This is a genomic window from Hymenobacter sp. R533113 (genome assembly GCF_056835965.1).
In genome coordinates this window covers 185,608-199,363 of sequence record NZ_JAKWBD010000014.1, presented here as the reverse complement: position 1 = coordinate 199,363, position 13,756 = coordinate 185,608, and the positions used below count along the sequence as shown (strand labels likewise).

Annotated in this window: 12 protein-coding genes and 1 pseudogene; 12 read left to right on the top strand and 1 reads right to left on the bottom strand. The window is 50.9% G+C overall.

Translation table 11 applies throughout. The annotated features are described in order from the left end of the window. The first annotated feature begins 54 nt into the window (after nucleotides 1–54). From MKZ35_RS19780 to MKZ35_RS19735, 10 genes are all read left to right on the top strand, one after another. Entirely contained in the window at nucleotides 55–1,488 is a 1,434-nt protein-coding gene (locus MKZ35_RS19780) for an LptF/LptG family permease (RefSeq protein ID WP_482514965.1), read from the top strand. A 174-nt stretch (nucleotides 1,489–1,662) separates the two neighbouring features. After that, on the top strand, nucleotides 1,663–1,938 hold the full coding sequence (rpsO, locus tag MKZ35_RS19775) for a 30S ribosomal protein S15 (RefSeq protein ID WP_482514964.1): 276 nt from the start codon (nucleotides 1,663–1,665) through the stop codon (nucleotides 1,936–1,938). A 197-nt stretch (nucleotides 1,939–2,135) separates the two neighbouring features. Then, nucleotides 2,136–4,301, top strand: coding sequence for a polyribonucleotide nucleotidyltransferase (gene pnp, locus MKZ35_RS19770; protein WP_482514963.1), 2,166 nt, complete (start codon nucleotides 2,136–2,138; stop codon nucleotides 4,299–4,301). Between the two features lie 109 nt (nucleotides 4,302–4,410). Further along, a complete protein-coding gene (locus MKZ35_RS19765) occupies nucleotides 4,411–5,274 on the top strand; it encodes a sigma-70 family RNA polymerase sigma factor (RefSeq protein WP_084447456.1) in 864 nt (287 codons plus the stop codon). A 195-nt stretch (nucleotides 5,275–5,469) separates the two neighbouring features. Further along, nucleotides 5,470–6,417 carry a thioredoxin-disulfide reductase gene (gene trxB, locus MKZ35_RS19760; RefSeq protein ID WP_482514962.1) on the top strand — a complete coding sequence of 316 codons (948 nt, stop codon included), beginning with the start codon at nucleotides 5,470–5,472 and terminating at the stop codon, nucleotides 6,415–6,417. Between the two features lie 222 nt (nucleotides 6,418–6,639). Continuing rightward, the gene (locus MKZ35_RS19755) at nucleotides 6,640–7,713 is read left to right on the top strand and encodes a peptidoglycan DD-metalloendopeptidase family protein (protein WP_482514961.1); all 1,074 of its coding nucleotides are present in this window, start codon (nucleotides 6,640–6,642) and stop codon (nucleotides 7,711–7,713) included. Nucleotides 7,714–7,834: 121 nt separating this feature from the next. Next, nucleotides 7,835–8,554: a bacillithiol biosynthesis deacetylase BshB1 gene (gene bshB1 / locus MKZ35_RS19750; RefSeq protein WP_482514960.1), complete on the top strand. Its 720-nt coding sequence runs from the start codon at nucleotides 7,835–7,837 to the stop codon at nucleotides 8,552–8,554. 69 nt (nucleotides 8,555–8,623) lie between these two features. Further along, complete coding sequence (locus MKZ35_RS19745) at nucleotides 8,624–8,875, top strand: type II toxin-antitoxin system HicA family toxin (RefSeq protein WP_482514959.1); 252 nt, start codon at nucleotides 8,624–8,626, stop codon at nucleotides 8,873–8,875. A 23-nt stretch (nucleotides 8,876–8,898) separates the two neighbouring features. Next, on the top strand, nucleotides 8,899–9,231 hold the full coding sequence (locus MKZ35_RS19740) for a type II toxin-antitoxin system HicB family antitoxin (RefSeq protein ID WP_482514958.1): 333 nt from the start codon (nucleotides 8,899–8,901) through the stop codon (nucleotides 9,229–9,231). 394 nt (nucleotides 9,232–9,625) lie between these two features. Then, nucleotides 9,626–10,111: a hypothetical protein gene (locus MKZ35_RS19735; RefSeq protein WP_482514957.1), complete on the top strand. Its 486-nt coding sequence runs from the start codon at nucleotides 9,626–9,628 to the stop codon at nucleotides 10,109–10,111. Between the two features lie 149 nt (nucleotides 10,112–10,260). Here the strand turns inward: MKZ35_RS19735 and accC are convergent, their stop codons facing one another. Next, nucleotides 10,261–11,772, bottom strand: coding sequence for an acetyl-CoA carboxylase biotin carboxylase subunit (accC, locus tag MKZ35_RS19730; protein ID WP_482514956.1), 1,512 nt, complete (start codon nucleotides 11,770–11,772; stop codon nucleotides 10,261–10,263). A 299-nt stretch (nucleotides 11,773–12,071) separates the two neighbouring features. Between accC and MKZ35_RS19725 the strand changes: the two genes are divergently transcribed. Both MKZ35_RS19725 and MKZ35_RS19720 read left to right on the top strand, forming a co-directional pair. Continuing rightward, on the top strand, nucleotides 12,072–13,316 hold the full coding sequence (locus MKZ35_RS19725; protein WP_482514955.1) for an aminotransferase class I/II-fold pyridoxal phosphate-dependent enzyme: 1,245 nt from the start codon (nucleotides 12,072–12,074) through the stop codon (nucleotides 13,314–13,316). Between the two features lie 248 nt (nucleotides 13,317–13,564). Next, nucleotides 13,565–13,732 (top strand): annotated as a pseudogene (locus MKZ35_RS19720) (histone H1); the annotation flags it as partial. Between the last annotated feature and the right edge of the window lie 24 nt (nucleotides 13,733–13,756).

Below are 13,756 nucleotides of genomic sequence, written 5' to 3'. Positions count from 1 at the left end.
TACTGCTCCTTTTTTAGTGGAAATGCCCCCCAGCGGTGCATTTCTGGCCAAGCAATGAAAAAACTCGATAAACTGATTCTTAAGGCCTTTGCCGGTCCTTTTTTACTGACGTTCGCGGTGGTGGAGTTTATCCTGCTGACGCAGTATATGCTCAAGTATATGGATGATATAATTGGCAAAGACCTTGGTTTCGCGGTTATCGGCCAGTTGTTATTCTTCTTCAGTGTGCTAATGGTGCCGATAGCATTGCCTTTGGCCGTGCTATTATCGTCGCTCATGACCTACGGAACTTTGGGTGAACACCAGGAGCTAACCGCCATTAAGACTTCTGGAATTTCACTAACACGCATTCTAAGACCTGTATTGCTGGTAAGTCTGGTGTTGGCCGTTGGGGCATTTTGGTTTAACAACACCGTCGTTCCTAAGGCCAATCTGAACGCCTATAGTTTGCTGTGGGATGTGCGCCAGCAGAAACTGTCCTTGGATATTAGGGAAGGCGTGTTCTATAACGGTATTCCTGGCTATACTATTAAGGTGAATGAGAAGGCTGGTGAGAATGGCGACCTTCTTAAGGGTGTTATGATTTATGACCACACCAACACAGATGGCAACTCCAAGGTTATTCTGGCTGATTCTGGCCGGATGTTTATGCGCTTTGGGGGGCAATATCTAGGGCTGGAATTGTTTGATGGCGTAATGTATCTGGAGCAACCGGATGTTCGCAACAGGGCGGGTGCGAGCTTCGTGCGCCAGGCTTTTTCGCGCAACTTGATTACGTTCTCTTTAGCGTCCTTTGATTTAAATCGGACGCAGCAGGAGCTCTTCACCGAGAATAAAATGATGATGGATCTGCCACGTCTGCATCAGTATACCGATTCGCTGCATAAGCGCTTAGGAACTGAGCGACAACAGCAGGTGCGGATGCTGAATCCGTATTACGTGCATATGCGCCTTGATACTACTGGGCAAGCAGCTAATAAGCGGGTAGCGAGTTGGCAGGTATCAACCAAAGAATTGCCCCCCGTCACTCTTAATCAGGTGCAACAGGCCACTAACCGGGCCCGCAACTTGCGTGGCTATTTGAGTAGCTCGGTAGAGCGCCTTACAACACTCGCTCGCGAAACTGGTAACTACCGTATTGAGATTTACCGCAAGTACACGCAGTCTGCTGCTGTATTGATCATGTTTTTGATTGGCGCACCGCTGGGAGCCATTATTAAGAAAGGTGGCTTGGGCGTGCCGGTGCTGATTTCCATTCTGTTCTTTATTATCTATTATGTGGCTTCCATAATGGGGGAAAAGTATGGTCGTGAAGGCGTGCTGCCAGTGGGGCTAGGTATGTGGATTGCCGACGCGCTGTTACTCCCGGTAGGTCTGTTTTTTCTCTATCAGGCACGCCGTGACTCAGGTGTATTAGAAGTTGACTTCTGGCGCCGTATACCGGCCAACATTCGTTGGCCCTTCCGCGGGTACCGACGTGCAGCCTAATGGGAATCACAGCTTAAAGTGCCATAACCACGATCCTTCAAAGCAATAAGTACAAATCTGGATTAGCAAAAACGAACAACGAGCCATAAAAACCCTTACCTTTGCGGCCACTCCGAAATGCGGGGTGGCCTTTTTTTCATATTTTAATTCCAGACGGGTAACTCCTATCTGCCGATGAAACTCACTACCGAAGCAAAACAGACTATTTTCGCTGAAAATAGCCTCACCAAATCTGCCACCGATACCGGTTCGGCTGAATCGCAAATTGCGCTGTTCACCCACCGCATCACCCACCTGACGGAGCACCTGAAGGTTAACAAGAAAGACTTTTCGACTCGCTTAGGTTTGCTTAAGCTTGTAGGTAAGCGTCGCCGTCTGCTTGATTATCTGCAGCACCGCGAAATCAACCGCTACCGCGCTATCATTAAGGAGCTGGGTATTCGCAAGTAATCCCGCCCATAGGAGCAGGGAGCCCTCTTTAGAGGGTTCCCTGCTCTTTTTTTGACCCCTTTGGTCACTATTTGAGTAGGGTAAGTTGTTTACATTACAAAAACGCCCCCCAAACGATTTTTGAGTAAAACAGTCCCGAAGGCCGGCGCTGTTTTTTTGGCTGCTCGCCCGCTGTCGCTTTCCTAAGCAATTTTCCGATGCCTAATTACCACGCTATTACCAAAACTATTACGCTGCCAGACGGTCGGCAGATAACCATAGAAACTGGCAAGCTGGCCAAATTCGCCGATGGAGCGGTAGTGGTGCGCCTTGGCGATGCCATGCTGCTGGCTACGGTAGTTTCGCAGCCAAGCCAACGCGAAGGCGTTGACTTCCTGCCGTTGTCAGTTGATTATCAAGAGAAATTTGGCTCGGCCGGTAAAATTCCCGGTTCGTTCCAGCGCCGTGAAGGTCGCTTGTCGGATTCCGAAATCCTCGTTTGTCGCTTGGTTGACCGCATTTTGCGCCCCATGTTCCCCAAGGATTATCACTACGAAGTACAGGTGATGATTTCGCTGATTTCGGCCGATAAAGACGTGCAGCCCGATGCGCTGGCTGCTTTGGCTGCCTCGGCCGCCTTGTCGGTTTCTGATATTCCATTCGCTGGCCCTATATCAGAAGTACGCGTGGCGCGTATCGATGGTAAGCTGCAAATCAACCCTAAAACCTCGGATATTGCCCGTGCTGACATCGACCTGATCGTAGGTGCTACGGCCGACTCAGTGGCCATGGTGGAAGGCGAGATGAACGAAGTTAGCGAAGAGGAAATGGTGGAAGCCATTGCCTACGCTCACGAAGCCATCAAGGAGCAGGTGCGCGTGCAGATGGAGCTTGGCGCTGTCGTTGCGAAAGCCGCTGTTAAGCGTGACTATCCAAAATATGAGGAGGATGCCGAACTGAAGCAGCGCATTACCGATGCTGTTTATCAGAAAGCCTATACTGTCGCTTACTCTGGCAATACCAGCAAACAAGGTCGCAAAGAAGGATTCGGTACTATTAAGAAAAACTTGCTTGAAACTCTGTTGGCCGAGCAGCCTGAGCTGAACATGAAAATGTTCAGCCGCTACCACGCATCAGCGGAGAAGAAGGCAATCCGCGACATGATGATCAAGGAGCGTACGCGCCTGGATGGTCGTAAGCTCACGGAAATCCGTCCTATCTGGAGCGAAATCAACTATCTACCCGGTGCTCATGGTTCGGCGCTGTTTACACGTGGCGAAACCCAATCGTTGACCACAGTAACGTTGGGTACCAAACTTGATGAGCAGATCATTGACTCAGCTATGCTTTCGGGCTACAGCAAGTTCATGCTACACTATAACTTCCCGGCCTTCTCGACTGGTGAAGTGAAGCCCAACCGCGGGCCGGGCCGCCGCGAGATAGGTCACGGTAACTTGGCTATGCGTTCTTTAAAGCGCGTACTGCCAGGTGAAGAAGAGAACCCCTATACCATCCGCATCGTGTCGGATATTCTGGAGTCGAACGGCTCTTCGTCGATGGCTACGGTGTGTGCTGGCTCTCTGGCACTGATGGACGCGGGTGTGAAAGTTCGCGCCGCCGTATCAGGTATTGCCATGGGCCTTGTACAAGACAAGGAAACCGGTGAGTACGCCGTACTATCTGACATCTTGGGTGATGAAGACCACTTGGGTGACATGGACTTCAAAGTGACGGGTACGGAGAAAGGAATTGTGGCTTGCCAGATGGATATTAAGATCCAGGGTCTGAGCAGCGAGATTCTGACGGCGGCTCTGCACCAGGCCCGCGAGGGTCGTCTGCACATTCTGGGCGAAATGGCGAAGACTATCAGCCAGCCAGCCGCCGATATGAAGCCGCATACGCCTCGCTCGCACAAGATGCTGATTGAGAAAGAGTTTATCGGTGCCATTATCGGACCCGGTGGCAAAGTCATTCAGCAGATTCAGAAGGACACCAACGCCACGGTAATTATCGAAGAGAAGGACGAGAAGGGCCACGTAAGCATTTACGCTTCGAACCAAGAGGATATGGAGGCTGCCATTGGTCGCATCCGTGCTATTGCGGCTCAGCCGGAGATTGGTGAGACCTACAAAGGCAAAGTTCGTAGCATCCAACCTTATGGTGCTTTCGTTGAGATTATGCCTGGCAAAGACGGCCTGTTGCACATTTCAGAAGTAGGCCACGAGCGTCTCAATAGTCTGGAAGGTGTGCTGGAAGTTGGGCAGGAAATAGACGTAAAGCTGCTCGATATCGATAAGAAAACTGGTAAGTACCGTCTCTCGCGCAAGGTTCTACTGCCCCGTCCCGAGCGCACGGCGGCCGACAACGGTGAAGCACAAGCTTAATCCGGCGAACTTTCGCGGGTACCGGTATGTTGCCCTAAACTGACCGGTACCCGTAAAAGGTATCAGTAACGTTCAATTATTATCACAATACAACTCTTTCGCGCCCGCAATGAGACAGCTTAAAATCAGCAAGCAAATCACCAACCGCGAAAGCCAGTCGCTGGATAAATACCTCCAGGAGATTGGCAAAGTGGATTTGCTCACCCCCGACGAGGAGGTAACGCTGGCGCAGCGGATTAGGGAAGGTGACCAACAGGCACTGGAAAAGCTTACCAAAGCTAACTTGCGCTTTGTGGTATCAGTAGCCAAGCAATATCAGAACCAGGGACTTTCGCTGGGCGACTTAATTAACGAGGGTAACCTCGGCTTGATTAAGGCAGCCAAGCGCTTTGATGAGACCCGCGGCTTTAAGTTTATTTCTTACGCCGTATGGTGGATTCGTCAGTCCATTCTGCAAGCTTTGGCCGAGCAGTCGCGCATTGTGCGTCTGCCGTTGAACCGGGTTGGTTCCCTAAACAAGATTTCGAAATCCTTCTCCGAACTGGAGCAAAAATTCGAGCGCGAGCCCTCGCCCGAAGAAATTGCCGAAGTGCTGGAACTGACTACCTCCGAGGTAGTGGATACGCTCAAGATTTCAGGCCGCCACGTATCCGTTGACGCGCCGTTTGTGCAGGGTGAGGAAAATCGCCTGCTTGACGTGCTCGAAAACGAGGACGAGGAATCGCCTGATACGGGCCTGATGAACGACTCGCTGCGCAAAGAAGTGCAGCGCGCCCTCTCCACGCTAACCAAGCGTGAGGCGGACGTCATTACCCTTTACTTTGGCCTGAACGGAGAGCACTCCCTCACGCTGGAAGAAATCGGAGAGAAGTTCAGTCTGACTCGGGAGCGGGTCCGCCAGATCAAGGAGAAGGCGATTCGCCGCTTGCGTCATACTTCGCGCTCTAAAGCGTTGAAGCCTTACCTCGGGTAAAATTTGCCCCCCAGATTCAAAAACCCCAGCTTATTCGTTGGGGTTTTTTGTTACACACGACGCCAGCTTTTATTCTTATTGGCAAGTGAAAATGGACCTGGGGGGCATTTTATTCTGTTGTTACTTTGTCATGAGGTCCTAAGTCAAAGGATAGTGCCTCATACCTACTACTTGCTTTTTTGCTTTAACCCAGCAATGGAAAATACTAACTCAGAACACATAAAGTGTTTGATTATTGGCTCGGGGCCAGCCGGCTATACAGCAGCCATTTATGCTGCTCGCGCCAACATGCAACCCGTCATGTATCAGGGCCTACAGCCTGGCGGCCAGCTTACCATTACGAATGATGTCGAGAACTTCCCTGGTTACCCGGATGGGGTAATGGGCCCGGCTATGATGGAAGATCTGAAAAATCAGGCCGAGCGTTTCGGTACCGATATTCGCTACGGCCTAGCTACGGCAGTCGACTTTTCGGGCCATCCGCACCAAGTGACCATTGACGAGAACAAAACTATCACCGCGGATACTATAATCATTGCCACTGGGGCTTCGGCTAAGTGGCTCGGGTTGGAGTCGGAAGCGCGGTTGAATGGCTCGGGAGTATCAGCTTGTGCTGTGTGCGATGGTTTCTTTTACCGCGGGAAAGAAGTGGCTATTGTAGGAGCCGGTGATACGGCCGCTGAAGAGGCAACTTATTTAGCCAACCTGTGCTCAAAAGTGTACATGATTGTGCGAAAAGGGGAGATGCGCGCTTCGAAAATCATGCAGAAACGGGTAGTTGACAACCCTAAGATTGAGGTGCTCTGGAACACCGTGACCGACGAAATTCTAGGTGAGCACGCCGTTGAAGCCGTGCGCGTGAAGAATACGTTGACGCACGAAACCCGCGAAATTCCGGTGGAGGGCTTTTTTGTGGCAATCGGGCATGATCCTAACTCCAAGATCTTCCAGCCCTATCTGCATCACGACGAGCAGGGCTATCTGAAAACCATCCCAGGTTCGTCCAAAACCAATGTGGACGGCGTTTTTGCCTGTGGCGATGTGCAGGACTATACCTATCGTCAGGCCGTAACGGCGGCTGGCACGGGCTGCATGGCCGCTTTGGATGCTGAACGCTATTTGGCTGCTTTAGGGGAGCATTAGGTGTTCGTTTAGGTAAAACGTCATGCTCAGCTATAAGCTGAGCATGACGTTTTGTTAATTTAAGTTTTCCGGGCTCTTTGCCTTTAACCTGCACACTAGCCACCACGCATTCTCGTTTGGTTACTTACCTTGCTGTCTTAAAAACTACCCCTAGGGGTGAGGAACGCTTCAACGTCTTAGCTTTTGTTGAATTTTTTGAAATACGGGCTACTGCCCCTGTTGATGGTTGGGCTCCTCCTCGCGTGGCCCAACTCAGCCCAGGCCCAACGCCGAAAAGCCCCCCAGCCCAAAGCTAAGGGTGGGTCGGCGGGTCAGCGGAAGGATTTCTTCCGCATGAAATCTCCTACGATCCGCTACGTGCGGCCTGATACCACTGTTCTGATAAAGACGGAAGATTTGCCCGATGACAACTCGGAAGCAGCCAAATCCATCTTCTTTAATCCAGCCAAAAAGCTGTCGATGGTAAGTGAGGATACCACCTCACTAAACGAAGGCGAGCAGCATATTGTGGAAATGTCCGATGAGGTTCGCATCGACAGCTCATGGGTGAAAGTAGCGGGCTATTATGCTATCTGGGATACACGCACCATCAATCCGTACCGGGTAGATGGTCGCCGGCTACGTGATACGCTCACGCTGAAGTTGGTAGACCCGCCTCGGAAGCGCTATGCCAAAATGCCATTAGAAACGACGCCAACAACCTCCGATTTCGGTTTTCGCGGTAGTCGCTGGCATTACGGCGTTGACCTGGATCTGGAGACCGGCGACTCTGTGAGAGCAGCATTCGATGGGGTGATCCGCATCTCGAAATGGGACGGTAGTGGCTACGGCAACTATCTTTTGGTGCGTCATTATAATGGTATTGAAACCCTGTATGGACACCTGAGCAAGGCACTCGTCACGACGGGTACTTTTGTGAAGGCCGGACAGATAATCGGGCTGGGGGGCAATACGGGCCGTAGTACGGGCTCGCACCTTCACTACGAGGTACGCTATGAAGGCAATCCTATCGACCCCGAGCGGATGTATGACTTTCCGGATTATAAGCTGCGGCAGGACAACTTTCAAATTACATCGGCTTTGTTCAACTATTACAGCCGGGCTTTGCAGAGTCGATCGTCGTCTTCCAGCAGCAGCAAGCCTACAGCGGCCCGGCGCGTTGTTACGCACAAAATTCGAAGCGGAGATACGCTTTCAGAAATTGCCCAGAAATACGGGGTTAGCGTAAGTCAAATCAAACGACTAAATGGCGGCACTGCCACGCTCCGTATTGGTCGGTCACTTCGTATCAAGTAAAGCGCCCTTATACTTATTTATGCCTAAGATGGCTTACCCGGTAGCGGCTGCGTTGTATTGAAATTCAGCAAACAACGCAGCCGCTACCGGGTAAGCCATTTACGTTTTAACCATCCTCTGAATGAAATTAGATATTCTGGCCATCGCCGCCCACCCCGACGATGCGGAAATGTCCTGCGCCGGCACATTGATAGCCGCCGCCGCACAAGGCAAAAAGATAGGAATAGTCGACTTAACGCGAGGTGAATTAGGGACGCGTGGAACACCTGAAATACGGGCAGCAGAAGCCGCCGCTGCTTCCAAGATACTTGGCTTGCACGCCCGTGAAAACCTAGGTTTGGCCGACGGATTTTTTAGCAACGACCGAGAACACCAATTGCCTGTAATTGCCGCCGTGCGCCGCTACCAGCCCGATATAGTGCTGCTCAATGCCATCTATGACCGCCACCCTGACCACGGTCGCGGCTCTCAACTTGCTTCTGAATCCTGCTTTTTGTCGGGACTGAAGATGATTGAGACCCTGGACGAGAACGGCCAGCCTCAGGCAGCCTGGCGGCCGCGCCTCGTGTATCACTACATTCAAGATCGGCAAATTACGCCCGATTTTGTGGTGGATATATCTGAGTTCTGGGACAAGAAGTGGGAGGCAATTCAGGCGTTTGAAAGCCAGTTCTTCGATGCTGACAACACCGAGCCAGTTACCTATTTGTCTACGCCCGCCTTTTCCAAGTTTATGGAAGCCCGCGCCCGTGAGTTCGGGCATTTGATAGGAGTGGAGTTCGGCGAAGGCTTTACCCGCGAGCGCACGCTGGGGGTAAAGCAGTTGACGGATTTGATTTAAGATTTGAGGAGATAGACAAAGCAAAAAAAGAAATTATATTTGAGTAACTAAAAATTAGTTACATATGTTATGACGCAACTCGACAAGCTGCATAAACGAATTTGCGCCAAGCCAAAAGATTTTACCTGGGAAGAGCTTGCCCGTTTGCTACGAGCCCACAACTATATGGAAGTTGTAGGGGGCAAAACGGGTGGTAGCCGACGACGTTTCTTCAATGAAATTACGCAGCGTGTCATAACCTTACACAAACCTCACCCCGGTAATATTCTCAAAGAATACCAACTCAAGGAAGTTATTGAGCACTTAGGCATCTGCCGTTAATTTCTTTCTCTACTTAATTTCTTATGGATAATGTACTCACCTACAAAGGATACATCGGTTCGGTGCAGTACAGCCCGGAAGATGAAGTATTTCACGGCCGCGTAGAGGCTATCACTGACCTCGTTACCTTCGAGGCTGATTCGGCGAAGCAGCTGCGGCAGGAGTTCGAGGCTGCCGTAGATGACTACCGAGAAACGTGTCAGCAGGTAGGTAAAACGCCTGATAAGACTTTTAAAGGCGTTTTCAATGTCCGGCTTGGGACTGAGCTGCATCGTAAAGCCGCATTAGCTGCGTTGTCGCAGCGCATCAGTCTGAACGAATTGATGACTCAGGCGGTGCGGCAGTATGTGGATTGAGATGGGATTTTTGAAGTTGTAAAATATCTCGCCACTGGCGCGAGTTTAGCGCAGCGTAACTCGTGCCTATCTCTGCTGGGGAGGCTGCGCCTCCCGGCACCCGCGCCGTTTGCAGGGAACGTGTTCTGTCGTAGCTTGTCGCTGCACGCCAGTGGAGGTACAACCTCCATCGCAAAAATAGGCGCGAGCTATAAGCTCGCGCCAGTTAGGAAATTATTCAAGTGCAGCACAATTATTTGTTCAAAATACCGGATCAGCCAGACACTGCTCTTCCTGGTCCTATCACTCAGCATATTTTGCAGATTTTTTAATTAATATGAACTCGCGCGCATTTCTTCACTTACTTGTACTATTTGTTAGTTGTCAGGAGAAAAATAGTGATAATACAAAACGGATGATTCCTGCTAAAAATCCTGTAATAAATCAAACTGATGCTACCATCAGAAATGCAACGAAACCCAAAATTAATAAGAAGTGGACTCCCTCTATCGATACAACTTGGGTTATTTCAATATATAAAAATACTGAACAGTTTGAATCATTCTCTCAAATAGAGGAATATCAACAGTTTGAATTAAATCATGATTCTATCGTTTTTATGCTTAATCTATTTTTTAGTAAAGATCCTGATTTTGATGAAAAGATCGATCTGCTTGAAACTAATAGATTAAAGTACGACAGATATGTAAAAGAAAGTGTATCTAATGATTATAAAAAATTTAAGATTATAGGTAGTATGGATTTTGATTTTTTATTAAATAAAAAAGATTCGTTAGCCAAAACTATTCTATTTGAAGTACTTGCTGATGATAGCGCTAGCGAAAGTGAGAAGCAATATTCTCGTGCAATGCTCATTAAGCATTACAATATCGTACGTTAAAAGGTTGTTGTAATTCATTTGTAAACCAAGGCTAGTCAATGGGGAATGTGTGAGCTTCCTTAAACGTGAGCCATTCGAAACTAGAGAAGTTGATTAAACTAAAAAGTCCGGCAAATCCAGCCGGGCTTTTTAGTTTAATCAACTACCACTTACCGCACGCCCAACCGATTCCGCTTCCATGCCGAGCCCGTACCTAAAGCTTCCGCAGCGGCGCTTGCTACTGGCGGTTTCTTCTCAGTAAGCAGCATGGCACCGAGCACGGCGGCCAGCTTGTTTATTTCCGCTTCATCATCGGTGCTGGGGACTAAATTGGCAGGCGTGAAATGGTCGCGGATGAAGTTTGTGTCAAAATTGCCCCCCACGAAAGCAGGGTGCTGGAGCACGTAACGACCGAAGGGTAAGGTGGTCTGGATGCCGGTGATTTGGTACTCGTCGATGGCGCGGAGCATGCGGGCAATGGCTTCGGCACGGTCCTTACCAAAGGTGACGAGCTTGGCAATCATGGGGTCGTAGTAGATGGGGATGTCCATGCCTTGCTCGAAGCCGTCATCGACGCGTACGCCGGGACCCTGGGGGCGCACATAGGTTGTGAGCGTGCCGATGTCGGGCAGGAAGTTATTAGCGGGGTCTTCGGCGTACACGCGCAGCTCGAGAGCGTGGCCGGTGATGCTTAGATCATCCTGTTGGAAGGGCAAGGGCTCGCCCTGGGCCACCCGAATCTGCTCTTTTACGAGGTCAAGCCCTGTTATTTGCTCCGTGACAGGGTGCTCTACCTGGAGGCGGGTGTTCATCTCCAGGAAGTAGAAATTATGGTTTTCGTCGAGCAGGAACTCTACCGTGCCGGCCCCGGTGTAGTTGCAGGCGCGAGCCACATCCACGGCGGCGCGGCCCATCTGCTCGCGTAGCGCAGGCGTGAGTACCGAGGAGGGCGCCTCCTCAATTACCTTCTGGTGGCGGCGCTGAATGCTGCACTCGCGCTCAAATAAGTGCACGATGTTGCCGTGCTCGTCGCCCAATACCTGAATCTCGATGTGGCGGGGCGAGCCGATGTATTTCTCAATAAATACGGCCCCGTCGCCAAAGGCGCTAGTGGCCTCCGATACGGCCAATTGCATCTGCTCCTCAAATTCACTCTCGGCATTTACAATGCGCATGCCCTTACCGCCACCGCCGGCGGAAGCCTTAATAAGAATCGGAAAGCCAACCTGACGGGCTACTGCTTTGGCGGCTTCTACATCTGTAATAGCTTCCTCGGTGCCGGGCACCATAGGAATATTAAAGTTTGCCACGGCGGCTTTGGCCGCTAGCTTAGAGCCCATTAGCTCCATGGCCTCGGGCGATGGACCAACGAAAATCAAGCCCGCTTCTTTTACCAACCGGGCGAAGGCGGCATTCTCGCTCAAAAAGCCATAGCCGGGGTGAATGGCATCGACGCCAAGCTGGCGGCACACTTCCAGAATCTTGTCGCCGCGCAGGTAGCTTTCGCTCGATTGGGGCCCACCCACGCACACCGCCTCGTCGGCGTAGCGTACGTGCAGGGCCTGGCGGTCAGCCTCACTATAGATAGCTACGGTCTGGATACCCATTTCGCGGGCTGAGCGCAGTACCCGGAGGGCGATTTCGCCCCGGTTGGCGACCAATAGTTTTTTGATGTGCTTCATGGAGGTGAGGTGGAAATTGCGGGTGGTAGAACGTGTGCTACAAGTTTTAGGGACTATAAAGTCAGTTTTTTGTGCTATACTGGAAACTGACAAGGCACAATTTACCGCTAACTTAGCCCAAAGAAACACGATTCTGTCGGCTCGGGGAAGCACTGGGGGGCATTTTTGTGCTACTCCAATTCAGTAGAAAGGTCTGTCTTTGGCCGTTACCTGCGTGAATTGCCATAACTTTGCACAAACCTGATGGTTGTGCCCAGTAGGCTATTGCCGTATTCGTTTCACATTTAATATATTCCTCCGTGGATCTTTTCGAGAAGATTGCTTCCAACCGCGGCCCATTGGGCAGCCACTCGCACTATGCGCACGGCTACTTTACCTTTCCCAAGCTAGAAGGCGAAATCAAGCCCCGCATGATTTTCCGCGGGAAGGAAGTGCTTACCTGGAGCCTAAATAACTACCTAGGGCTGGCTAATCACCCCGAGGTGCGGCGCGTAGATGGCGAATCGGCCGTTGAATGGGGCATGGGCACGCCCATGGGTGCTCGCATCATGAGTGGCAACTCCAACCTGCACGAGCAACTGGAGGCCGAGCTGGCTGATTTCGTTCAGAAGCCCGACGCCCTGCTGCTCAACTTTGGTTACCAAGGTATCGTGTCAATCATCGACGCGGTGGTGAACCGCCACGACGTGATTGTGTACGACGCGGAGTCGCATGCCTGCATCATTGATGGAGTACGACTACACCAAGGCAAGCGCTTCGTGTATCCGCACAATGACATGGAGAGCCTCGAAAAGCAGCTCCAGCGGGCTACCCGCATGGTGGGCGAAACCGGCGGCGGTATTCTTGTAATTACCGAGGGTGTATTTGGCATGTCGGGCAACCAGGGCAACCTGCGCGAAGTAGTGGCTTTAAAGGAAAAATATCAGTTCCGTTTGCTCGTTGACGATGCCCACGGATTTGGTACAATGGGCGCTACAGGGGCTGGCGCGGGCGAAGAACAGGGCGTTCAGGACGGCATTGATCTTTATTTTTCAACGTTTGCGAAGAGCATGGCGAGCATCGGAGCCTTCGTAGCGGGCCCTGAGAGCGTAATTGAATATTTGCGATACAATATGCGTAGCCAGATTTTCGCCAAATCGCTGCCTATGCCGCTCGTAGTAGGGGCAATGAAGCGTTTAGAGCTCCTTCGCACGCAACCAGAGCTGAAAGAAAATCTCTGGACCGTAGTAAGGGCTCTGCAGAGCGGCTTGCGCGAAAAAGGCTTCAATATCGGTACGACGCAGTCGCCGGTAACTCCGGTGTTCCTGAGCGGCGAAATACCCGACGCAACCCAAATAACCTTCGATTTACGCGAGAATCACGGTATTTTCTGCTCTATCGTGGTTTATCCGGTAGTTCCGAAAGGCGTGATTATGCTCCGCCTTATCCCAACGGCCGTGCATACGCTCGAAGACGTGCGCCTGACCATTACTGCGTTCGAAGCAGTGGCTGAAAAGCTCGATAAGGGCCTATACTCCAAGAGTACTGCATCAGTGCAAGCCTAGTATATTTAGTAATGCGCGGAGGTACTAACGCCGACAGCCATAATGGTTGTCGGTGTTATTTTTGGTATTATATTGATATAAGCTCGTCGTTATTGGATCTGCATCATAAGCTCAATTAGGAAAAAAATCCCTCTATAAAGCGCTGGGGGGCGTTTTAGAAAAAAAATAGAAATATTGCTTGTATTTGAAATCCCTGTATATTAGGGCCAATCAATAACAACCTTTCTTCCCCCATAAACCCATTTCCAATGAACAATTTTAGCAAACTCAAGGACCTAGTAATGTCGCTCGAGGGTGACTTCGACAAGTTTTACGACAAGCAGAACTCGGCCGCCGGTACCCGGGTGCGCAAAGGAATGCAGGAGTTGAAGAACATGGCCCAAGAGATCCGCACCGAAGTGCAGAACATGAAGAATGATGGTGGTGGCCAAGCTGCAGGC